General features: G+C 64.7%; 20 protein-coding genes. 7 read left to right on the top strand and 13 right to left on the bottom strand.

Translation table 11 applies throughout. The features are described 5' to 3' along the window. Positions 1-38: 38 nt before the first annotated feature. Positions 39-674 (top strand): uracil phosphoribosyltransferase, encoded by a 636-nt coding sequence (upp, locus tag KUF59_RS10345; protein ID WP_212405143.1) that lies wholly within the window; start codon positions 39-41, stop codon positions 672-674. 33 nt (positions 675-707) lie between these two features. After that, entirely contained in the window at positions 708-2,282 is a 1,575-nt protein-coding gene (locus KUF59_RS10340; RefSeq protein WP_212461454.1) for an AMP-binding protein, read from the top strand. A 67-nt stretch (positions 2,283-2,349) separates the two neighbouring features. On the opposite strand, the gene KUF59_RS10335 is transcribed toward KUF59_RS10340, so the two are convergent. Then, the gene (locus KUF59_RS10335) at positions 2,350-3,516 is read right to left on the bottom strand and encodes an acyl-CoA dehydrogenase family protein (RefSeq protein ID WP_212461455.1); all 1,167 of its coding nucleotides are present in this window, start codon (positions 3,514-3,516) and stop codon (positions 2,350-2,352) included. Between the two features lie 217 nt (positions 3,517-3,733). On the opposite strand from KUF59_RS10335, the gene KUF59_RS10330 reads away from it, so the two are divergent. Further along, on the top strand, positions 3,734-4,186 hold the full coding sequence (locus KUF59_RS10330) for a MaoC family dehydratase (protein WP_212461456.1): 453 nt from the start codon (positions 3,734-3,736) through the stop codon (positions 4,184-4,186). Beyond that, positions 4,186-5,037, top strand: coding sequence for an HpcH/HpaI aldolase/citrate lyase family protein (locus KUF59_RS10325; RefSeq protein ID WP_212461457.1), 852 nt, complete (start codon positions 4,186-4,188; stop codon positions 5,035-5,037). Before KUF59_RS10330 ends, KUF59_RS10325 begins: the two co-directional genes overlap by 1 nt. A 24-nt stretch (positions 5,038-5,061) precedes the next feature. Here the strand turns inward: KUF59_RS10325 and KUF59_RS10320 are convergent, their stop codons facing one another. Both KUF59_RS10320 and KUF59_RS10315 read right to left on the bottom strand, forming a co-directional pair. Next, entirely contained in the window at positions 5,062-5,463 is a 402-nt protein-coding gene (locus KUF59_RS10320; RefSeq protein WP_212461458.1) for a hypothetical protein, read from the bottom strand. 155 nt (positions 5,464-5,618) lie between these two features. After that, positions 5,619-6,419 carry a fumarylacetoacetate hydrolase family protein gene (locus tag KUF59_RS10315; protein ID WP_212461459.1) on the bottom strand — a complete coding sequence of 267 codons (801 nt, stop codon included), beginning with the start codon at positions 6,417-6,419 and terminating at the stop codon, positions 5,619-5,621. A gap of 208 nt (positions 6,420-6,627) precedes the next feature. On the opposite strand from KUF59_RS10315, the gene KUF59_RS10310 reads away from it, so the two are divergent. Further along, a complete protein-coding gene (locus KUF59_RS10310) occupies positions 6,628-7,527 on the top strand; it encodes a LysR substrate-binding domain-containing protein (protein ID WP_212461460.1) in 900 nt (299 codons plus the stop codon). A gap of 63 nt (positions 7,528-7,590) precedes the next feature. Here the strand turns inward: KUF59_RS10310 and tuf are convergent, their stop codons facing one another. Continuing rightward, a complete protein-coding gene (gene tuf / locus KUF59_RS10305; protein WP_212461461.1) occupies positions 7,591-8,796 on the bottom strand; it encodes an elongation factor Tu in 1,206 nt (401 codons plus the stop codon). Between the two features lie 436 nt (positions 8,797-9,232). On the opposite strand from tuf, the gene KUF59_RS10300 reads away from it, so the two are divergent. Further along, entirely contained in the window at positions 9,233-9,529 is a 297-nt protein-coding gene (locus tag KUF59_RS10300) for a hypothetical protein (protein ID WP_212461462.1), read from the top strand. 23 nt (positions 9,530-9,552) lie between these two features. Here KUF59_RS10300 and KUF59_RS10295 read toward each other — a convergent pair whose 3' ends face one another. The 8 genes from KUF59_RS10295 to KUF59_RS10260 form a co-directional block, all read right to left on the bottom strand. Further along, a complete protein-coding gene (locus KUF59_RS10295; protein WP_212461463.1) occupies positions 9,553-11,043 on the bottom strand; it encodes an amidase in 1,491 nt (496 codons plus the stop codon). Between the two features lie 17 nt (positions 11,044-11,060). Continuing rightward, entirely contained in the window at positions 11,061-11,858 is a 798-nt protein-coding gene (locus KUF59_RS10290) for an FAD binding domain-containing protein (protein WP_212461464.1), read from the bottom strand. Positions 11,859-11,871: 13 nt separating this feature from the next. Beyond that, positions 11,872-14,259, bottom strand: coding sequence for a xanthine dehydrogenase family protein molybdopterin-binding subunit (locus tag KUF59_RS10285; RefSeq protein ID WP_212461465.1), 2,388 nt, complete (start codon positions 14,257-14,259; stop codon positions 11,872-11,874). Positions 14,260-14,261: 2 nt separating this feature from the next. Continuing rightward, positions 14,262-14,747, bottom strand: a complete 486-nt coding sequence (locus tag KUF59_RS10280; protein ID WP_212461466.1) for a (2Fe-2S)-binding protein — start codon at positions 14,745-14,747, stop codon at positions 14,262-14,264. Between the two features lie 30 nt (positions 14,748-14,777). Next, a complete protein-coding gene (locus tag KUF59_RS10275) occupies positions 14,778-15,884 on the bottom strand; it encodes an ABC transporter ATP-binding protein (RefSeq protein ID WP_212461467.1) in 1,107 nt (368 codons plus the stop codon). Between the two features lie 12 nt (positions 15,885-15,896). After that, positions 15,897-16,787, bottom strand: a complete 891-nt coding sequence (locus KUF59_RS10270; protein ID WP_212461468.1) for an ABC transporter permease — start codon at positions 16,785-16,787, stop codon at positions 15,897-15,899. Beyond that, complete coding sequence (locus KUF59_RS10265) at positions 16,784-17,662, bottom strand: ABC transporter permease (RefSeq protein WP_212461469.1); 879 nt, start codon at positions 17,660-17,662, stop codon at positions 16,784-16,786. The genes KUF59_RS10270 and KUF59_RS10265 overlap by 4 nt, the downstream gene beginning before the upstream one ends. Positions 17,663-17,744: 82 nt before the next feature. After that, the gene (locus tag KUF59_RS10260; RefSeq protein WP_212461470.1) at positions 17,745-19,094 is read right to left on the bottom strand and encodes an ABC transporter substrate-binding protein; all 1,350 of its coding nucleotides are present in this window, start codon (positions 19,092-19,094) and stop codon (positions 17,745-17,747) included. Positions 19,095-19,290: 196 nt separating this feature from the next. On the opposite strand from KUF59_RS10260, the gene KUF59_RS10255 reads away from it, so the two are divergent. Continuing rightward, positions 19,291-20,826: a glycosyl hydrolase family 79 N-terminal domain-containing protein gene (locus KUF59_RS10255; protein ID WP_212461471.1), complete on the top strand. Its 1,536-nt coding sequence runs from the start codon at positions 19,291-19,293 to the stop codon at positions 20,824-20,826. Between the two features lie 6 nt (positions 20,827-20,832). Here KUF59_RS10255 and KUF59_RS10250 read toward each other — a convergent pair whose 3' ends face one another. Beyond that, positions 20,833-22,134 carry an MFS transporter gene (locus KUF59_RS10250; protein WP_212461472.1) on the bottom strand — a complete coding sequence of 434 codons (1,302 nt, stop codon included), beginning with the start codon at positions 22,132-22,134 and terminating at the stop codon, positions 20,833-20,835.

Here is a 22,134-nt window from a genome sequence, read left to right as displayed (position 1 = left end):
GCTGGCGAAATCCGATGGAACCGTGTAGATCGGTTGTCATGAGTGCCAGCAGCGTCAACGTCGTCACCCACCCCCTGATCCAGCACAAGCTCTCCCTGATGCGGGAGAAGGACCGCTCGACCAAGGGCTTTCGCGAGCTCCTGAACGAGATCGGGATGCTCCTCTGCTACGAGGTGACGCGCGACCTGCCGCTGGAGCTCGTCGAGATCGAGACGCCGATCTCGACAATGCAGGCACCAAAAATCGCGGGCAAGAAGCTGACCTTCGCGCCGATCCTGCGCGCCGGCGTCGGCTTCCTCGACGGCATGCTGGCGCTGGTGCCCTCGGCGCGCGTCGCTCATATCGGGCTCTATCGCGACCCCGCCACGTTGCAGGCCGTGGAATACTACTACAAGGCGCCGCAGGATCTCTCCGACCGCACCGTGATCCTGATGGATCCGATGCTGGCGACCGGCAACTCCGCCTGCGCCGGGGCATCGCTGCTCAAGGCGCGCGGCGCCCGCGACATCCGCTTCGTCTGCCTGCTCGCGGCGCCCGAAGGCATCGCGCAGTTCCAGCTCGAGCATGCCGACATCCCGGTCTGGACCGCGGCGGTCGACGAGCGGCTGAACGACCACGGCTATATCGTGCCGGGCCTGGGCGATGCCGGCGACCGGATGTTCGGGACCAAGTAGACGATCCCGCGCGCATCGGGTTACGCTCGCGCCATGAGCCAAAACGACCGAACGCTGCAATCGCTCCTCGCCACCGGGATCAATGGCGAACCGGTCTTCGTGTTCGACGGCACGGCGGTCTCGCACGCGGACTTCTCATGCAAGGTCGATCAGGCCGCGGCCTGGCTCGCCGCGCACGGCATCGGCCGGGGCGATGTGGTCGCGGTCTGGCTCGTCAATCGCATCGAATGGATCGCGCTGCTGTTCGCCGCCGCGCGGCTCGGCGCGATCGTCGCTGCGGTCAACACCCGCTACCGCAGCGCCGAGGTCGCGCACTTACTGCGGCTCTCGGGTGCAAGGCTGCTCGTCACCGAAGCCACGTTCCGCTCGATCGATTTTGCGGCGATCCTGGCCGACGTCCCCAAGGCGGATGTGCCGACGCTGCAGACGGTTGCGGTGGTCGGTGTCGATACGATCCCGACCGTCTGGCCCAGCATCCGGTTCGACGCCTTCGAAAAACCCTATCCGCCGGCACCGGCGCTGTACGGCGATGTCGACCTGCCGGTGCTGCTCTATACGACCTCAGGCACGACCAGAGGACCAAAGCTGGTCGCGCATTCGCAAGCAACGCTTGCAACCCACGCCGTCTCGGTCGCCAGGGCACTCGCTCTCGCGCCAGAGCGGCATTCCCTGCTCGCGATGCTGCCGTTCTGCGGCACCTTTGGCATGACGGGCTTGCTCGCGTTCCTTGCGGCCGGCGTCACCGTCCACGTGGTGGACGCCTTCGAAGCCGCGCCGGCCTTCAAAATCCTGACGGAGCAGGAGATCACGCATTCCTTCGGCTCGGATGAGATGTTCCGCCGCATCCTTGCGCTCACCGACGCGCCCCGCCCCTTCCCTCATGCGCAAGTGTTCGGCTTTGCCGCGTTCCAGCCCGGCTGGCGCGAGTTTGCGCTCGAGGCCGAGGCGCGCGGAATGTCGCTGTTCGGCCTCTACGGCTCGAGCGAGGTGCAGGCGCTGTTCTCGATCGGCCGTTCTGATGCCGCCTTTGCCGACCGCATCGAGGCCGGCGGCTGGCCGATGTCGCCGGAGGCCGAGGTTCGCGTGCGCGACACCGAGACCGGCGCGCTTGCCGCACCCGGCGTCTCCGGCGAGATCGAGATCGGCGCGCCGTCGCGATTCCTCGGTTACTTCAACAATGCAGAAGCTACGAGCGAGGCGATCCTCGCCGACGGCTTCTTCCGCACCGGCGATATCGGCCGGCTCCGTGACGACGGCTCCTTCGTCTACGAGACCCGCGCCGGCGATGCCATGCGGCTCGGCGGATTTTTGGTCGCGCCCGGCGAGATCGAGGACGAACTGAAGTCCTGCGCCGGGGTGGCGGACGCGCAAGTCGTTGCCGTCGATCTCAAGGGCCAGGCACGCTGCGTCGCCTTCGTGATAGCAGGCACGGTACCGCCTCAGCAGGATGCAATGATCGCGCGCTTGCGCGAACGGCTTGCCGGCTACAAGGTCCCGGCGCGCATCTATTTTGTCGACGCTTTCCCCGTCACCGACAGCGCCAACGGCGTCAAGATCCAGCGCGCCAAACTGCGCGCCATGGCGATGGAGCAGATCGCGGGGGAGTGAGAGCGGCCCCTTCGAGAGTCATGCTGGAAGCCGTGAATTCGATCGCTGATGCCTCATCGAGCACGGACTAGTACGACTTTGCCAGGCCGAGCACCTTCTCCGCGATAAAACTCAGCGCGAGCTGCGGGCTCACCGGCGCGATGCGCGGGATCAGGATCTCGCGCAAATAACGCTCGACATGAAACTCCTTGGCGTAACCGAAGCCGCCATGGGTCATCACTGCCTGCTCGCAGGCCTGAAAACCGGCTTCGCCCGCAAGATATTTTGCGGCATTGGCCGCGGCGCCGCAGGGCATGCCCTTGTCGTACTGCCAGGCGGCCGACATCACCATCAGCCAGGCGGCCTCGAGCTCGACCCAGTTCACGGCGAGCGGATGCTGGATGCCCTGGTTCTTGCCGATGGGTCGGTTGAACACGATTCGCGTCTTGGCATATTCGGTCGCGCGCGACAGCGCGAGCTTTCCGAGCCCGACCGCTTCGGCCGCTATCAGGATGCGCTCAGGGTTCATGCCTTCCAAAATGTATTCGAAGCCGCGGCCCTCCTCGCCGATCCGGTCCTCCATCGGGATCTCGAAATCCTCGAAGAACAGCTCGTTGGAATCCACGACCTTGCGGCCCATCTTCTCGATCTCGTGGACCTTGATCCGCTTGCGATCGAAATCGGTATAGAACAGGCTGAGGCCATGGGTCGGCGATCGCACCTCCTCCAGCGGCGTGGTGCGCGCGAGCAGCAGGATCTTGTGCGCGACCTGCGCGGTGGAGATCCACACCTTCTGGCCGTTGACGACGTAGCGGTCGTTCTTGGCCACTGCCCGCGTCTTGAGCTGCGTGGTGTTGAGACCGGTGTTCGGCTCGGTGACGGCGAAGCACGCCTTCTCGCGGCCCTCCACCATCGGCGGCAGCATGCGCTTGCGCTGCTCCTCGGTGCCGAACACCACGACCGGGTTGAGTCCGAACACGTTGATGTGCACGGCTGATGCGCCCGACATGCCGGCGCCGGATTCCGCAATCGTCCGCATCATGATCGCGGCCTCGGTGATGCCGAGGCCCGAGCCGCCATAGGCCTCCGGCACACAGATGCCGAGCCAGCCTGCGTCCGCCAGCGCCTTGTGAAAATCGTGCGGGAAACCGCCGTCATGGTCTTTCTTCAGCCAATAGGCGTCAGGAAAGCCCTCGCAGATCTTGGCGACGGAGTCGCGGATCGCTTCCTGCTGGTCGGTGAGCGCGAAATCCATGGACGTCCTGTTCCCCTCCGAAAGGTGCCGGGTTCTTGGTTGCCGGGAGGATTGCGGATGGATGCGGCAGATGCAAGCCAATAGGCGGCTTTCGGCTGGCGCATCCCAATGCGCGGCTTGCAGAGCTTGCCCTCCCACGGCCAACGGTCTTGGCTTTTGGCGGCTGATGCGACACGCTGGACAAATCGTGGGAGACGGGAGCCGCGAGGAGATCGACATGGCCGGGCTTTATTTCGAGGATTTCAACGTCGGACAGGAGTTCAGGCATCCCCTGACTCGCACTGTCACCGAGATGGACAACACGCTGTTCAGCCTGCTCACCCTCAACCCGCAGCCGCTGCACATCGATGCGCATTTCGCGGCGCAGACCGAGTTCGGCCAGCGCATTTTCAACAGCCTCTACACGCTCGGCATCATGATCGGCATGACCGTCTATGATACGACGCTCGGCACCACCGTCGCCAATCTCGGAATGACCGACGTGACGTTTCCAAAGCCCGTCTTTCATGGCGACACGTTGCGGGCGACCACGAAGGTGCTCTCGGTGCGGGAATCCAAATCGCGGCCCAAGGCGGGCATCGTGGAATTCGAGCACCACGCCTACAACCAGAATGACGAAGTCGTCGGCAAATGCCGCCGCATGGCGATGATGCACAAGAGGCCGGTCTGATGCGTTCGATGCTGTTCGTGCCGGGCGATTCCCCGCGCAAATTCGAGAAGGCCTCTCAGGGCAACGCCGATGCGCTGATCATCGACGTCGAGGATTCCGTCGTCGCCGAGAAGAAGGACGAGGCGCGCAAGTTGACCCTTGCCATGCTGAAGGACCGGCGCGGACCGCACCAGCTCTATGTGCGCGTCAACGCGCTCGACACCGGCATGACGCTCGTCGATCTCGCCGCCGTCATGCCCGGCGTCCCCGATGGCATCGTGCTGCCGAAATCGCAGGGCGGCGACGACGTGCGGCAGGTCGCGCTGTGGCTCGATGCGTTCGAGGCGGCGGCGGGCACCAAAGTCGGCTTAACCCGCATCGTCTGCGTCGCCACGGAAACGGCGGGCTCGATTTTCGGTCTTGGCACCTACAGGAACTGCTCCCCTCGCCTTGCCGGCCTGATGTGGGGCGCCGAAGATCTCTCGGCCTCGCTCGGCGCCACCGAGAAGGCCTCAGCTGGGGTCTTCCATAGCCCTTATCGCCTCGCGCGCGATCTCTGCCTGATGGCGGCGGCCGCGGCCGAGGTGGCGCCGATCGACACGGTCTATACCGACATCGACAATCTCGCCGGGCTCGAAGCCGAGACGCGGGCTGCACGACGCGACGGTTTTTCAGCCAAGGCGCTGATCCATCCAAAGCATGTCGACATCGTCAACGCGGCCTTTGCACCGACCGAGGCCGAACGTACATGGGCCGAGAAGGTGATCGCCGCGTTCGCCGACAATCCCAACGCCGGCACGCTGCGCCTCGACGGCCAGATGATCGACAAGCCGCATCTGCGCGCGGCGCAGAAGATTCTCGGCCAGAGCTAGCCCCGGGGCAACGCGGCGTAAGCCTCAGTCGAAGCTCTGCACGGGCGGTGCCGAGGACGGCTGCGGTGCAGGAGGCGCAGCAGGGGTCTCGGCCTGAACCGGCGGCGTGGCGGCGGGTCGCGCCTGACCGTTGGCGTTCATTGCTTCGCGCGTGCGCGACGGTGCCGCAGCGTTCGCGGCGCGGCTGGCCTCACCGCGTGGCCGCTGGCGTTGCGTTGCCGATCGCGACCCGCGCAGGCCCCAGGAACGCGCGATCGAGGGTCCGGCCGCGTAGCCAACGAAGGCGCCCGCCACCGCACCAACCGGGCCGAGCACGATGGCACCGGAGACGGCGCCCAAGGCCGCATCGCCGGCACGCTCCTGCGCAACGGCACTCACTGGCGCGAATGCCAGCATCGCGATTGCGGTGATCAAAGCCTTGTTCATCGGAGCGCCTCCCGTATCCGGGAAATCACTCGCCTCGAAATATGGCGGCACGACGTTTGTTTGTCGCCAACGACAGGGCAATACACCGATGGAACTCGGGCATTGCCGGAACTCCCGCAAGACCCGACCCAGCGGAAGTTCCGTAGTGCGCAGCATCAGACGATCTTGATCGACATATCCGGCAGGCCCTGGAGCTTGCACAAGAGCACATCGCCCTTGACGACGGGACCGACATTCTCCGGCGTGCCGGAATAGATGATGTCGCCGGCCTTGAGCTCAAAGGCCTCCGAGAGCTTTGCGATCTGCTCGGCGACGCTCCAGATCATCTTCTCGAGGTCGGAATTTTGCCGCACCGTGCCGTTCACCGCGAGCGAGATCGAGCCCTTGCTGAGATGGCCGACCTTCGCGACAGGATGGATCGGCCCGATCACGGCGGCCTGGTCAAAGCTCTTGCCGATCTCCCAGGGCTTCTTCTCCGCCGCCATGCCGTTCTGGAGATCGCGCCGGGTCATGTCGAGGCCGAGCGCGTAGCCATAGACATGGTCGAGCGCCTTGTCCGGCGAGATGTTGGTGCCGCCGGATTTCAGCGCGGCGACCAACTCCACCTCGTGATGATAGTTCTTCGTCAGCGACGGATAGGGATGATCGGCGACCGCGCCGATCGCAACGTTCTGGATCGCGTCGGTCGGCTTCTGGAAGAAGAACGGCGGCTCCCGGTTCGGATCGGATCCGCGCTCGATGGCGTGCGCGGCGTAGTTGCGCCCGATGCAATAGATGCGGCGGACCTGGAACACGTCGGTCTCGCCGACGATCGGGATCGTCGTCATGGGAACGGAGAAGATCGGCTTGGGTCCGGCCTGTGCGGCCACCGGTGCGACATCAGCCATGGTAGCGGCGGTCGCTGCTGCGGCGGTCGCGAGCAGAGCGCGGCGTGAGGGCGTGGGGGTTTTCTTCATGTTTTACTCCCGTTTATATTCCTTGGGGCGGCATCATCTGCGCCCGTCCGCCTGATAATGGATGTCGCGGAAGCCAGCAACGTCCCCCTTGCCGAGGCAAAGGCGTCCCGTTTGCCCTATACCGGCGCCCGAGGCCGATCATCTCAAGCCCTTTGGCCTTCCCCTTTAGCATGAGAATTGCATAAATTCTGGGCGAAACGGGCACCGCATGAATCTCATCAGTCTCGACATCCGCATGCTCCGGTCGCTGATCTCGGTCGTCGAGACCGGCAGCATTACCGAAACGGCACGCCGGCTCGGCCGCACCCAGCCCGCGATCACGCTGCAATTGCAGCGGCTGGAGGAGCTGACCGGCAAGCAGCTATTCCTGCATAGCGGACGCCGGCTGACGCTGACCGAGGACGGCACCACGGTCCTGACCTACGCCAAATCCATCCTGCGGTTGCATGACGAGCTGATTTCGCAACTGGCGTCGCAGGAAATCGAAGGCCAGGTCGTGCTCGGTACGCCCGATCTCTACGCGGCCTTCATGCTGCCCTCGATCCTGAGCGTGTTTCGAAAGTCCTTTCCGCGCATCCAGGTCGAGCTCAATTGCGCCCTGTCCACGCCGCTCGTCGGTCTGGTCAAGCGCGGCGACGTCGACATCGCGCTCGTCACCCGCATGAACGATTTCACCGGCGGCCAGGTCGTGCGGCGCGAGCAGCTCGTCTGGATGACCGGCGATCAGTCCGCCGCGCATCAGGAGCGGCCGATTCCGCTGGCGCTGCTGCCGCCCGGCAACATCTATCGCGACTATGCGATCGATACGCTGGAGCGTGCGAACCTGCGCTGGCGCATCGCCTGCGTCAGCGAGAGCGTCGGCGGCTTGCAGGCCGCCGCCTTCGCCGGCATGGCGGTGACCGTGCTCGGCCGCAGCGCGCTGGTGCCGTCGATGCGGGAGATCGGTCCCAACGAAGGCCTGCCGCCGCTGCCGAAGGTCGAGCTCCTGCTCTACAAATCGAGCGGCGCCACCTCAAAGGCCGCGACCGCCCTGCACGATTACCTCGCGCACTATCTGCGCCTAGATGAAGAGCTGAGCGGCAGGAGTGTCGGAATCGAATTGTCTTAGTCCTGTCAGCAAATGAGCTGCGGACGTACGTGAAATGGGGGCCGGTTCACCGGCCCCCATCCGTCACTCCATGATCGCTGTCACGATTCCGGCACCGACCGTGCGGTTGCCTTCACGGATCGCGAAGCGCGACCGCTCTTCGAGCGCGATCGCCTTGTTGAGCTCAATCGTGAGCTCGGCGCTGTCGCCCGGCATCACCATCTCGACGCCATCACCCAGTCGGACAGTGCCGGTGACATCGGCGGTGCGGAAGTAAAACTGCGGACGATAATTGCCGAAGAAGGGCGTGTGACGCCCGCCCTCGTCCTTCGTCAGCACGTACACTTCCGCGCGGAAGGTCCGGTGCGGGGTCGCGGCTCCCGGCCGCGACAGCACCTGGCCCCGCTGAACGACATCCCGATCGATCCCGCGCAGCAGGCACCCGACATTGTCGCCGGCCTGCCCCTGATCGAGGATCTTCCGGTAGGTCTCGATGCCCGTCACCACCGACTTGCGGCTCTCGCCGAGGCCGACGATCTCGACCTCGTCCCCGAGCTTGACGGTGCCGCGCTCAATCAGCCCGGTCACGACGGTGCCGCGGCCGGAGATCGACTGGACGCCTTCGATCGGCATCAGGAACGGACGATCCTTCGCCCGCTCTGGCACCTCGATATAGTTGTCGAGGGCCTCGAACAGTTTCAGGATCGCCTGATCCGCGAGCGGACCGCTCTCGCCACGCAGCGCCTGGATCGCCGAGCCGCGGATGACCGGCGCGTTGTCGCCGTCGAACTTGTACTTCGACAGCAGATCGCGCACCTCGATCTCGACGAGATCGATCAGCTCGGGATCATCTGCCACATCGCACTTGTTCAGGAACACCACGAGGCGCGGCACGCCGACCTGCCGCGCAAGCAGGATGTGCTCGCGCGTCTGCGGCATCGGCCCGTCGGCGGCGGAGACGACCAGGATCGCGCCGTCCATCTGGGCCGCGCCGGTGATCATGTTCTTCACATAATCGGCGTGGCCCGGACAATCGACATGCGAGTAATGCCGCGCCGCCGTCGAAAACTCGACGTGGCTTGTCGCGATCGTCAGGATCTTCGAGTCGTCGCGCGTACCTTGCGCAGCCGACGCCTTGGCGACGTCCTGATAGGAGACGAACGCGCCCCAGCCATGATCGGCCGAGACCTTCGTCAGCGCCGCCGTCAGCGTCGTCTTGCCATGGTCCACGTGGCCGATCGTGCCAACGTTGCAGTTGGGCTTGAGGCGCGTGAACTTCTCTTTGGACATGGGACACCTGTGGTGCTCGAGCTCCCGTGCTGGGTTTGCACGACTCGGGACACCGCGGGAGCGAGATCGGCATCCGGAGCCGTTTCCGCTCCGGGCCGCTTCGATTGTCAGGTGTGACGTTCGTTCAGGCGCAAAGCAGATCCACGGCGGACAAGGGCATTAGCCCTTCCGTCATCATCAGCACTGATGTTTGCTGCGACTGCCGCATTGTTGGATGCCTGGTTCGCCGATTGCGAAGAGAGGCGCGTAAATAGGGTATCGCCGCGCCGTTTGCAAGAGGGCGAGCCGCCTAAACCGGCCGCCGCCGGCTGCCTGGAGCGTGATCCGCGGCCGCAGCCCCGGTTGCGGGTGGACCTTCACAAGTAGGCCCTAGTCCGGCAACGGCCCGATATGCTTTGATGCGTGGGGGCAGGAACCGAGACGCAAGGGTGACCTGATGTACATGTTCATTCGAAAGTACACCAAGGTTCGTTCGGTCGCTGATGCTGCGCGCCGCGCCAAGAGCGGCGTCGGTCAGATCCTGAGGGAATCGCCCGGATTCAAGTCTTATTATGTATTGGATGGGGGCGACGGTGTCGGTGTCGGGGTGATGATCTTTGAAGACCGCGAAAGCGCCAATACGGCGAACGATAAGGTCCGGGAGTTTGTTCAAGCAAGCATGCATGACCTTGATCTTGGAGACCCCGAAATCATCGCCGGGGAGGTTTTGGTGAATATAGAATCTGACGTGTAGTTGTTTGTACGGGGGCTTGCCCTTCACGCCTTGACGTGTGCCCGGCTCTGCTCGTGCAGCGCCAGAGGCGGCCAGAATTTCGACCAAGGCTGCGCCTGCTCGAAGGCGGCCGCGATCTTGAAGATCGTCGGCTCGTCCAGCCAATGCGCAATGATCTGCAAGCCGACCGGCAGGCCGTCGCGATCGAAGCCGCATGGCAGCGTCGCTGCGGGAAGCCCTGCGAGATTGATCGGCCAGGTGAACGGCGACCAGCCGAGATGCGGATCGACCGTGGCTCCGTCGATCCGGTCGACGCCGAGCTGTCCGGCCTCGAACGCCGTGACTGCAACCGTCGGCGTCACCAGCGCATCGACCCGTTCGAACAGCTTTAGGAACGCAGCACGCGCCTGCCCGCGCCGGTAGCCGGCCTCGACATAGTCTGTCCCGCTGTAGTGGCGACCGGCGCTGACGACGTCGCGATAGTCGGCCTCCGAGCCGGCAAGATCGGCCGACGTCCTGCTCGCAACCGCCGCCGCCTGCTCGGTGAAGGCAATCGGCTTCAAGGTGTGCTCCAAAATTCCGGGATCCAGTCCCGGTCCGTCCATGCTGACGCTCGCGCCGCAGGACTCCAGAACGGCGAGTGCCTTGTTGAAGGCGGCGCGGACATCGGGGCTGACGGCGGCATAGCCGAAATCGACACTGGCGCCGATACGGATGCCGTTCAGCGGCCCTGCGTTGGTATCGAACCGCCGCGGCGACACCGGCAGGCTCGCGGGATCACGCAGATCGTAAGCAGCGATGATCTCGAGCGCGAGCGCGGCATCCGCAACCGTGCGCGTGATCGGCCCGGTATGGGCGAGCGAAGCCCAGGACGGCGGCGAAAATCCCGGCGAGCGCGGCACCAGACCAAAGGTCGGCTTGAAGCCGAACACGCCGCAGAACGACGAGGGCACGCGGATCGAGCCGACCCCGTCGGTGCCGATCGCAATCGGTCCGCAGCCGGCCGCAACCGCCGCCGCCGCACCACCGCTCGATCCGCCGCTGGTGCGATCGAGATTCCAGGGGTTGCGCGTCGTGCCCGTCACCGGACTGTCCGCGGTGAGCTTGTAACCGGACTCGCAGGTCGTCGTCTTGCAGGTGACGATCGCGCCGGATGCCTTCAGCGCCGACACCACGGCAGCATCCACATCAGGCACGAAAGCCTTGTTCATCGGCGAGCCGCCATAGGCGGGCACACCGGCGACGAAGACGAGATCCTTGATCGTGACGGGAACGCCGGCAAGCGCGCCCTTGGCTTCGCCCGCGCGCATCGCCTTGGTGAGGCGATCGGCCTCCGCCCTCGCCTGCTCGTACATCGGCGTCACCACCGCGTTGCAGGCCTCGTCGGTCGCCTTCAGCGCCGCAATTGTGTCGTCGACGACGTCGCGTGGCGTGAACGCCTTGCGCTTGTAGCCGGCAATGATCTCGGTCGCAGAGAGCGCGCCGAGGCCAGTCGGCGCCGGCTGTGAAGCCGTTCGTCCGGTACCATCAGTCATCATCAATCCCAGAAGTTTTACGTCAGCGCCGCGTCGACCGCACGTTTGGCCATCACCGTCACCAGATGCGCGCGGTAATCGGCCTCGGCGTGGATGTCGGAGGTCAGGCCGTCGGTGTCGATCCTGATGGCCGCGATCGCGGACGGATCAAAATTTTGCGACAGCGCCGCCTCCATCGGAGGAACGCGGAACACGCCGGGACCCGCGCCGGTCACGGCGACGCGGACGCTGTCGGCGAATTTCGCTACGAACACGCCGACCAGCGCATAACGCGACGCCGGCGCCTTGAACTTTGCGTAGCCCGCCCTAAGCGGCACCGGAAAGCGGATCGCCGTGATGATCTCGCCCGGCTCGAGCGCCGTCTCGAACAGGCCGAGGAAGAATTTGTCGGCGGCGATCTCACGCGCACTGGTGACGATGGCGGCGCCGAGACCTAGGACGCCGGCCGGGTAATCCGCGGCCGGATCGTTGTTCGCGACCGAGCCGCCGATCGTGCCGCGGTTGCGCACGGCGGGATCGCCGATCATCGACGCCAGCGCCGCAAGCGCCGGCAGTTTTGTCTGCACCAGCTTGGAGGCGGCGACCACCGCATGCGGCGTCATCGCGCCGATGGTGATCGTGGCACCGTCGTCGCCGATACCCTTGAGGTTGCCGAGCTTTGACAGATCGATCAGCGCCGGCGGATTGGCGAGGCGCTGCTTCAAAGTCGGGATCAGCGTCATGCCGCCCGCCAGGATTTTGGCGTCCTCGACGGAGGTCAGCAGCTTTGCGGCTTCCGGGATCTGGGCGGGCTGGTGATACGCAAATGGTTTCATTTTATTGTCCTCCCTATTCCGCGGCGACCGGCAGCGACGCGTTCTGGAGCAGGCGCCAGATCCGGTTCGGCGTGGCCGGCATGTCGACATGCGTGACGCCGAGATGCGACAGCGCGTCGACCACCGCGTTGATGACGGCGGCCGGCGAGCCGATGGTGCCGACCTCGCCGCAGCCCTTCACGCCCATCGGCGTGTGCGTGCACAACGTCGAATGCGTCGCGACCGTCATCATCGGCAGATGATCGGCGCGCGGCATGCAGTAGTCCATCAGCGAGCCCGACAGGAGCTGGCCGGAGCCCTCGTCATAGACGGCGTTCTCGTAGAGTGCTTGTCCGACACCCTGCACGATGCCGCCATGCAACTGGCCCTCGACGATCATCGGGTTGATCACCGTGCCGACGTCGTCGACAGCGGTGTAATTGACCAGCGTCACCGTTCCCGTCTCCGGATCGACCTCGACCTCGGCGATGTGGCAGCCGCCGGGATAGGTGAAATTGACGGGATCGTAATAGGCCTGCTCCTCGAGGCCCGGCTCCAGCACTTCAAGGGGATAATCGTGCGGCACGTAGGCGGCACCTGCGATCTCCTCGAAAGACTTGGCGCGGTCCGTGCCTGCGACCGAGAACTTTCCGGCCTCGAACTGAATGTCGACCTCGGCGGCCTCGAGCAGATGCGCCGCGATCTTCTTGCCCTTGACGATGACCTTGTCGGCAGCCTTGGACAGCGCCGCACCGCCGACGACGAGGGAGCGCGAGCCATAAGTGCCCATGCCGAACTGCACGCGATCGGTGTCACCGAACACGATGTCGACATTCTCGAAGGCAACGCCGAGCTTGTCGGAGACGATCTGCGCAAAGGTGGTCTCGTGGCCCTGGCCGTGATTGTGGGTGCCGATCAGCACCGTCACCTGCCCGGTCGGATGCACGCGCACGGTCGCGCTCTCGTAGAGCCCGCCGCGCGCGCCCAATCGTCCGGCAAAGCGCGACGGCGCAAGGCCGCAGGCTTCCACATAGGTGGAGTAACCTAGCCCGCGGAATTTGCCCTTGCTGGCTGACGCCGCCTTGCGCACGCCGAAATTCTTCACGTCGGCGGCGTCAAGCGCGCCGTCGAGGCAGCCCATGGGATCGCCGGAATCGTACTGCACCAGCACCGGCGTCTGATACGGATAGGCCTCCTTCGGGATCATGTTGCGGCGGCGGATCTCGACGCGGTCGATGCCCATCTCGGCGGCGGCGACGTCAACGATACGCTCCAGCACGAAAGTCGCCTCGGGACGGCCGGCGCCGCGATAGGCGTCGACCGGCACGGTGTTGGTGAAGACGACCTTCACGTTGCAGTAGATCGCAGGCATGGTGTAGACGCCACTGAGCAGCGGTCCATAGAGATTGGTCGGGATGTTCGGCCCAAACGTCGAGAGATAGCCGCCCATATTGGCGAGCGTCTTGACGCGGAAGGCGAGGAACTTGCCCTTTTCGTCGAGCGCGAGCTCGGCCTCGGTCACGTGATCGCGGCCATGGCGATCGGAGACATAACCTTCCGAACGGCTCGCCACCCATTTGATCGGCCGCTTCGCGCGCTTGGCGGCCCAGGTGATGACAGCCTCTTCGCCGTAGTGGAACTGCTTGACGCCGAAGCCGCCGCCGACGTCGGGCGCCACCACACGCAGCTTGTGCTGGGGGATCTGAAGCACCAAAGCGCCCATCAGGAAGCGCACGACGTGCGGAAACTGGCTGGTGCTCCACAGCGTGTAGCGATCGGTGCCCGGCTCGTATTCGGCGATCGCCGCACGGGGCTCCATCGGATTACCGATCAGACGGTTGTTGACGAGGCTCAGTTTTGCGACATGAGCCGCCTTCTTGAACGCAGACTCGACCGCGCCCTTGTCGCCGAGCTCCCAGTCGCAGCAGATGTTGCTCGGCACGTCGTCGAACAATTGCGGCGCGCCTGGCATGACGGCGTCGAGCACGCCGACCACGGACGGTAGCACGTCATAGTCCACCTTCAGAAGTTCAGCCGCTGCATTGGCCTGCTCCGGCGTCTCGGCGACGACGAAGGCGACCATGTCGCCGACGAAACGCACCTTGCCCTGCGCCAGCATCGGGAATGGCGGCTCCTTCATCGGCACGCCCTTGGCGTCGGTGATGCCCCAGCCGCAGGGCAGTGATCCCAGCTTGTCGGCGGCAACGTCGTCGCCCGTCAAAACAGCGACCACGCCAGGCGCCGCCAACGCCGCGCTCTTGTCGATGCCGCGGATGACCGCGTGCCCGTGCGGCGAGCGCACGAACACGCCGGCCGTCATGCCGGGGCGCTTGATGTCGGCGACGTAATTGCCGCGGCCGGTGAGGAAGCGCTGATCTTCCTTGCGCTTGGGGGCGGCGCCGATCCCGATCACATTGCCCATGATCAACCTCCTTTGGCGGCATTCATGGCGGCGGCGCCGGCCATGACCGAGACGACGATGTTCTGGTAGCCGGTGCAGCGGCAGATATTGCCTTCGAGGCCGTGGCGGACGTCGGCCTCCGTCAGGTTCGGCTTCTCGGTCGCCAGCGAGACCGCCGTCATCAGCATGCCCGGCGTGCAGAAGCCGCATTGCAGACCGTGATGCTCCCGGAACGCTTCCTGCATCGGATGCATCTGGTTCGAGCCGGGCCCGCCTTGCAGGCCTTCAATGGTGAGCAGCGTCGCGCCCTCAAGCGCGGGTGCGAGCAACGTGCAGCTCTTCACCGGCAGGCCGTCGAGATGCACGACGCAGGCGCCGCACTGGCTGGTGTCGCAGCCGATATGGGTGCCCGTGAGATTGAGTTGCTCGCGCAGGAGCTCGGCCACCAGCGTCGCCGGCTCGACATCCACCGTGGTCGGTCGTCCGTTGAGTGTGAAGGATATCTGCACGATGAAAACTCCTTGTGCGCGACGAGCTCTTTAGGCGAGTGGACGGGCGTGCTCCGTTGCCCAGGTGGCAACGACGACATCGCCGACGGTGAAGGGATTTGCGAAGAAGGTCTTCTCCGGCACGTAGGCGACGAACTCGTCGTCCGGCACGGTGTCGAGCATGACCTTGACGAAATAGCCCTGATACTCGATCGCCAGCACGCGACTCGGCAGCGAGGCGGCGCAGCCCGGCGGCAGGTTTTGGCCGGGCCGGATCAGGGTGATGTCGTCGCGGCGGACCGCGATATCGACGGTGTCGCCGACATTGATCTTGGAGCGCGCCTGGAGCGGCACCTCGATGCCATCAGGAGCGGCCTGCGTGAGCGTGAAGCTCGATCCGTTGACTTTCTCCACCCGCCCGGACAGCACGTTCTGCCCGCCCATGAACTCGGCGACGTAACGGTCATGCGGATGGGCATACACGTCCCGCGCGGCTCCCGCCTGCTTGATCTGGCCCTGGTCCATCACCACGACGAGATCGGCGAGCGCGATCGCCTCGAGCTGGGTGTGCGTCACATGAATGAAGGTGATGCCGAGCTCGCGCTGCATCCGCCGCAATTCCTGGCGCATCTGGACGCGGAGCTGCTCGTCGAGCGCCGAGAGCGGCTCGTCGAGCAGCAACACCCGCGGCTCGGTGATCGCGGCCCGCGCCAGCGCCACGCGCTGCTGCTGGCCGCCGGAGAGCTGCGCCGGCAGGCGATCGGCAAAGCTCGTCAGCCGCACCTTCTCGATCATGGCGTCGGTGGCGCGCAGGCGCTCGGCTTTGGACATGCCGCGCACGCGCAGCGCAAAGGCGATGTTGTCGCGCACGGTCAGATGCGGAAACAGCGCGTAGGACTGGAACATCATCGCGGTGCGCCGCTGCACCGGCGCAAGGCCGACGACGTTCTGGCCGCCGATCACGATCTCGCCCGCCGTCGGGTCCTCATGGCCCGCGATCATCCGCAAAATCGTGGTCTTGCCGCAACCGGAAGGACCGATGAAGCAGCAATAGGCACCGTCGGCAATCCTCAGATTGACGCCGTCAACCACATTGGTCACGCCGTCAAAGCTCTTGCAGACGCCCGCCAGTTCGATATCGCCGCGTTCGATCGCCATTCCCGAAAACCTCTAGCCTTCCGCCGCCCGGCCGCGCCGCTTCTGGATCAGCACGATGGTGCCGAGACTTGCGCCGATCACGATGAAGGAGATGATTGTGGTCACCGTGCCGAGCGCGTAGAGCGATGGCGAGGTGACGTTGAGCGTCATGCTCCAGATCTCGAGCGGCAGCGTGTTGAGCGAGCCCGCCGTCTGCAGGCTGCGGGCGAATTCGTCGTAGGACAGCGTGAAGCCGAACAGCGCCACCGCCACGATGCCGGGCGCGAGCACCGGCACGATTACGAGCCAGATCGTCTGCCAACGGCTCGCGCCGAGATCATAGGCGGCCTCGTCCCACGCGCGGTTGTAGCGCGACATCACCGCGAACATCACGAGCACGCCGAACGGCAGCGTCCAGGACAGCTGAGCGCCCAGCGCCGACGTGTACCAGCTCGCATTGAGCCCGAGCGCCTGGAACAGGAGACCCGTGCCGAGCCCGAGCACCAGGCCCGGCGCCACCAGGCTGCCGATCATCATGTAGAAGACGACACCGTCGCCCCAGAACCTTCGACGGAAGCCGAGGCCGGCGAGGAACGAGATCACCACCGTGATAACAGTGACAATCACGGCGAGCTTGATCGAGCGATCGAACGAGCCCTTGACATCACCGGTCCGCACCTGGGTGAAGAGATCGACGAACCAGTGCAGCGAGTGCCCTTTCATCGGGAATACCAGCCCGCCGCGGATATCCTGGAACGACAGGACGTAGATGCAGATCATCGGGCCGTAGAGCGCGAGCACGTAGAGTGCGAACAGCGTCGCCAGCACGTAGAACGTCCAGGGGCGTTGCCCGCGGCTCGGCGCGATCGCCTTGCTGCTCGCCGGCGCGATGGCCTCGGGGGTATCGGCAAGCACCGCGCTCATCGCGTGATCTCCTGCCGGATGTCCACGGTCCGCAGGATCAACGACACGATCGCAACGAGGACGAGCGTGAGGAGCACGGCGCTTGCCGCCGCGTTCGGATATTGCAACACGCCGACGTCCTCATAAAACGCGCTCACCACCGAGGCAGAGCCGCCGCCCGACATCACCTTGACCACGAAGAAGTCGCCCATCACGATCGAGACCACGAAGATGGTGCCGAGCGCGATGCCGCTCTTTGACATCGGCACCACGATCAGACGCATGATGTCGAAGCGGCTCGCGCCGGCATCGATCGCCGCCTCGATCAGCTTCTTGTCGATCCGCGCCATGGAATTGAAGATCGGCACGATCATGAAGATCGTGAGCTGATGGACATAGGCGATGACAACAGCGAGGTCGGAGAACAGCAGCACTTCCAACGGCTGACGGATCACCCCTAGCGCGAGCAGTGCCTGGTTGATCAGGCCTTCCTTGCCGAGCAGCGGGATCCAGGAAATCATCCTGATGATGTTCGAGGTCCAGAACGGCACCGTGCAGAGCAGGAACAGGCCGATCGCCAAAAGCTGGTTGCGGACGTGGAACACCAGGAAGTAGGCGACGAAGAAGCCGATGATCAGGGTGAAGATCCAGGCCAGCACCGTGAACTTGATCGTCGCCAGATACAGTTTCAACGTCAGCGCCGAATGCAGGATCTCGATATAGCTCGCGAGCGTGAAGCCCGGCGTCAGGCCGCCAAAACCGTCGGTCGCGAAGAAGCTCGCCGCCAGCACGACCAGGATCGGCGCCACGAAGAACGGCACGAGCACCAGCACCAGCGGCGAAACGTAGAGCCAGCCGGCGAGATTTGCGCGGGACGGAGTTTGACTGGACTGCATAACGGCAAACGCCTCGAAGTCGGTCTTGTCGCGCCGGCGCGTCGCCGCGCCGGCGTTCGTGTCACGTCAGGGAAAGCAGGATTTACGCCACCTTGAAGTCGTTCCAGCGCTTGTTCATGTAGGCGGCTTCGTCCATCAGCGTGTTCCAGCACGAGATGTTCTTGACGCGATCGAGGAACGAGCCGCCGTCGCGCTTGGTGCCGGACTTCTCCATCGGCACGCCATAGGGATCGTTGATGACTTCAGGCGCGGGCTGCCCTTCGTACCAGAACGCCCATTCGGCCGGGGTGAGGAATTTCTTCGCGGTCGATGGCACCGGGCTGTAGTAGCCGTAGCGTGCGACGAAGCCGCCCTGCCAACCCGAGAGATACCAGTTGAGATATTCGTAGGCGGCGTCGAGCTTCTTGCCGGAGAGGTGCTTCATCAGGCCCATGCCGTTGCACCAGCCACGATAACCTTCCTTGCCGTTCTTGACGTTGACGGGTGCGTAGACGCAGGGGATTTCCTTGACGCGGACAGCTGCCACCGCCGGCGACCACATCGACTGGATGATCACCTCGCCCGCCGCCATGAGCTGCACCGACTGGTCGAAGGTGGTCCAGGTCGCGCGGAACTGGCCTTGCTTCTTCAGCTCGATCAGCTTGTTGCAGGTGAAGTCGATCTCCTCCTTGGTCATGTTGCCCTTGTTGCCGTACTTGATCAGCCCGGCGCTCTCGAAGCAGAGCGCGGCATCCATGATGCCGATGGCAGGCACGTCGAGGATCGCGGCCTTGCCCTTGAATTTTGGATCGATCAGGTCCTTCCACTCGGTGACGTCATGCCCGACGAGATCAGGCCGGTAGCCGATGGAGTCGGCGTTGTAGACCTGCGGCAAAAAGGTCGCCCATTCGGTGACGCCGTCGTTCAGATCGGTTGCGTCAGGCTTTGCGATGTACATGGCCTCGTAGGGCGAGATGCCCTGACGCGGGATCTTGTGACCGTCGATCTCACCCTTGGTGAAGATCGGCAAAATGCTGTCGAACTCCTTGATCTTCTTGACCTCGATGCCCTGGATGACGCCGCGCTTGGCGGCGAGCTTGGCCTGCCAGCCCTCGAGATCGGCGATGTCGACCGTATTAGGTTGGCTTATGAAGCGGTTGATAGCGGCCGAGGTGTCGAGGTTCTGCATCGTCACCTTGAATCCGAGGTCCTTTGCCGCCTGGTCGCCGATCGCCTTGACGACCGAGTAGGAGACACCGACATGACGGAGCTCGATGTCCTTGATCTCCTGCGCCCAGATGGTCGGGAAGCCGCGGATCGCATCCGATCCGGCGGCAGCGCCCGCCACGGCCGCGGCGCCCTTCAAGAGCGTGCGGCGGCTCAGCTTTTTCGTCGAAACGTCCTTCGGTCCCGCCTGGTTGGCACCGGATTTTCCTTTGTCCCTGTCAAGCATGGCAACCCTCGTTGGTGACAATGAACGCTTCGCTCCGATCGCCATCGATCGGCTGCGGCGGTGATCGATTGGTCGCGAGGCTATGGGCGCAATTTCACGAAGTAAAATTGGAAGTAAAAATTCGCGATATAAACGGGGCTAATGGTTCGCGCGGCTGCATCCGGTTTTGGCAGCGCGCATAAGAAGGCGTCAGGACGTGTATACAAGGCGAGGAACGACCCGCGCGACGCGATTGCGCAAGGCGAGCGTACTGACGTTCGCGCTGCTCGCTGCGACGTTATGCGACGCGCGTGCCGACGAGCACGCTGTCGCGCCGTCATCCCTGAAAGCGATCGGCACGATCGACGCGCGCTTTCAGTCCTACAATGTCGAGATGGTGGAGATCACCGGCGGACGTTTTTGGAAATCTTATCCGCGCAATGCGCGTGCGCCGGTCGATCGGCATCGCTACGGCTACAGGCCGCCGATCGATTTGACCAATCGCCGCCTGCGCAACCTCGCAAGCGCATTGGCACCGGCATATATGCGCGTCAGCGGCACGTGGGCGAACGCGACGTACTTTGCGGACGATGATCACACGCCATCCGCACCGCCTTCGGGATTCAACACCGTGCTGACCCGCGCGCAGTGGCGCGGCGTCATCGAGTTCGCCCGCGCCGCCAATGCGGAGATCGTCACATCCTTTGCCGTCAGTCCCGGCAGCCGCGACGCGCAAGGCGCATGGACTCCCGACCGGGCGCAGCGTCTCCTCGCCTACGCGCAGTCGCTCGGTGGCCGCATCGCCGCCGCCGAGTTCATGAACGAGCCAACACTTTCGGCAACCAACGGCCCGCCGCGGGGATATGATGCGACCGCCTATGGCCGCGACTTCAAGATCTTTCGCGACTGGATCAAGCGAGCCTCACCCGACACGTTGATCCTCGGCCCCGGCTCCGCCGGCGACACGGCTTCGCCGTCGGCATCAGGCCTTAGCGCCCGCGCGCTGCTCACCACTTCCGGCGCAGGCGTCGATCGCTTCTCGTACCATCATTACTTCACGCTCTCGCCGCGCTGCGGCGTCCACGACGATCCCGCGCACGCGCTCACCGAAAACTGGCTGTCGCGCACCGATGATGCGCTCACCGTCTACCGTGCATTGCGCGACGAATTCGAGCCGGAAAAACCGCTCTGGCTGACGGAGACGGCGAACGCCGCCTGCGGCGGCAGTCCGTGGGATCCAACCTTCCTCGACACATTTCGTTATCTCGACCAACTCGGCCGTCTCGCGAGGGCCGGCGTCCAGGTGGTGATGCACAACACGCTGGCCGCGAGCGATTACGGCCTGCTCGATGAAAGGGATTTTCATCCACGGCCGAACTATTGGGGCGCGCTGCTGTGGCGTCGGCTCATGGGCACGACCGTGCTCGACGTGAGTTCGCCCGCGACCGACCTGCATCTCTATGCGCACTGCCATCCCGCCATGCAGGGCGCGGTGAGCCTGCTTGCGATCAACACGTCACGCAGATCGTCGCGGTCTATCTCGATTCCGCTCGATGTCCGGCGCTACACGCTCGATGCGGCAAGGCTTGAGAGCGCGACGGTGCGGCTGAACGGCAAGACGCTCGCGCTCGCGGCGAACGACGAACTGCCTCGTCTCGATGCGCAAGCGGTGCCAGCCGGGGTGACGCGAGTGGCACCGGCCAGTATCACCTTCCTCGTGATTCCAGACGCCGCGAACCCTGCATGTCCTTGACGGTCTCTAGGACCTCAGGCGATCGCGCGCCGTCTCGGGCGCGAGCAGCGTCGCGATGATCGTGATGATCGACAGCGCGATGATATACACCGACACCGCCCATGAAGCGCCGGCCCAGGCAAGCAGCGCGGTCGCGATCAGCGGCGAGAAGCCGCCGCTCAGCGCTGCCGCGACGTTGGCGCCGAGCGAGGCGCCGCTGTAGCGCACCTGGGTGCGGAACAGTTCCGGCATGAACGCCGCCTTCGGCCCGAACAGCAATGCGTGCGTCAGCGTCATGGTGACGACCAGCGCCAGCGTGATCAGCGCCGGCTCCTTGGTGTCGAGGAACCAGAACAGCGGAAACGCCAGCGCCACCGAGAACACGCCGCCGGCGAGATACAGCGCCTTGCGGCCGAAGATATCCGACAGCCAGCCGGCGAGCGGCAGCGTCGCGAACTCGACGATCGCGGCGTAAACGACGGCGTCGAGGATCACCTGCCGCGGCAGGCCGAGCCGCGTGGTGGCATAAACGACGGTGAAGACGGTGAGCAGGTAGGCAAGGCCGACCTCGGAGACGGTGATGCCGATCGCCAGCAGAAAGCTGCGCCAGTCGCGCCTGAGCACCTCGAGCACCGGCTGCGCCAGCACCTCTTTCCGCTCGACGACTTCCTTGAAATGCGGCGTCTCGGCGAGCTTGAGGCGCACGATGAAGCCGATGCCGACCAGCAAAATGCTGATCAGGAACGGCACACGCCAGCCCCAGCTCAGAAAGTCCGCTTCCGGCAGCTTGGTCATCAAGCCGAAGATACCGGTCGAGGCGGCGACGCCGACGGGAAAGCCGATCTGCACGAGGCTGCCGTAGAAGCCACGGCGGTTGCCGGCATGCTCGATCACCATGACGACCGCGCCGCTCCATTCGCCGCCGAGCCCGATGCCCTGCACGAAGCGCAGGCACACCAGCAGGATCGGCGCCCAGATGCCGATCTGCTGATAGGTCGGCAGGCAGCCGATCAGGAAGGTGCCGAGCCCCATCGCGATCATGGTTGCGACCAGCATCGTCTTGCGGCCGAGCCGGTCGCCGTAATGGCCGATGATGGCGCCACCGATCGGCCGCGCCACGAAGCCGACCGCATAGGTCGAGAACGCCGCGATGGTGCCGACGAAGGGATCGAAGCTCGGGAAGAACAGCTTGTTGAACACCAGCGCCGCGGCGGTGCCGTAGATCAGGAAGTCGTACCACTCGATCGCGGTGCCGAGCGCGCTTGCCCAGACCACATGCGCCGTCGTCGATTTCTCCGTTGCGGTGGAGATGTCAGTCATTGCCGTCAT

The sequence above is a fragment of the Bradyrhizobium arachidis genome (assembly GCF_024758505.1).
GTDB classification, from domain to species: Bacteria; Pseudomonadota; Alphaproteobacteria; order Rhizobiales; family Xanthobacteraceae; genus Bradyrhizobium; species Bradyrhizobium manausense_C.
This window is presented reverse-complemented; position numbering and strand designations above follow the sequence as displayed.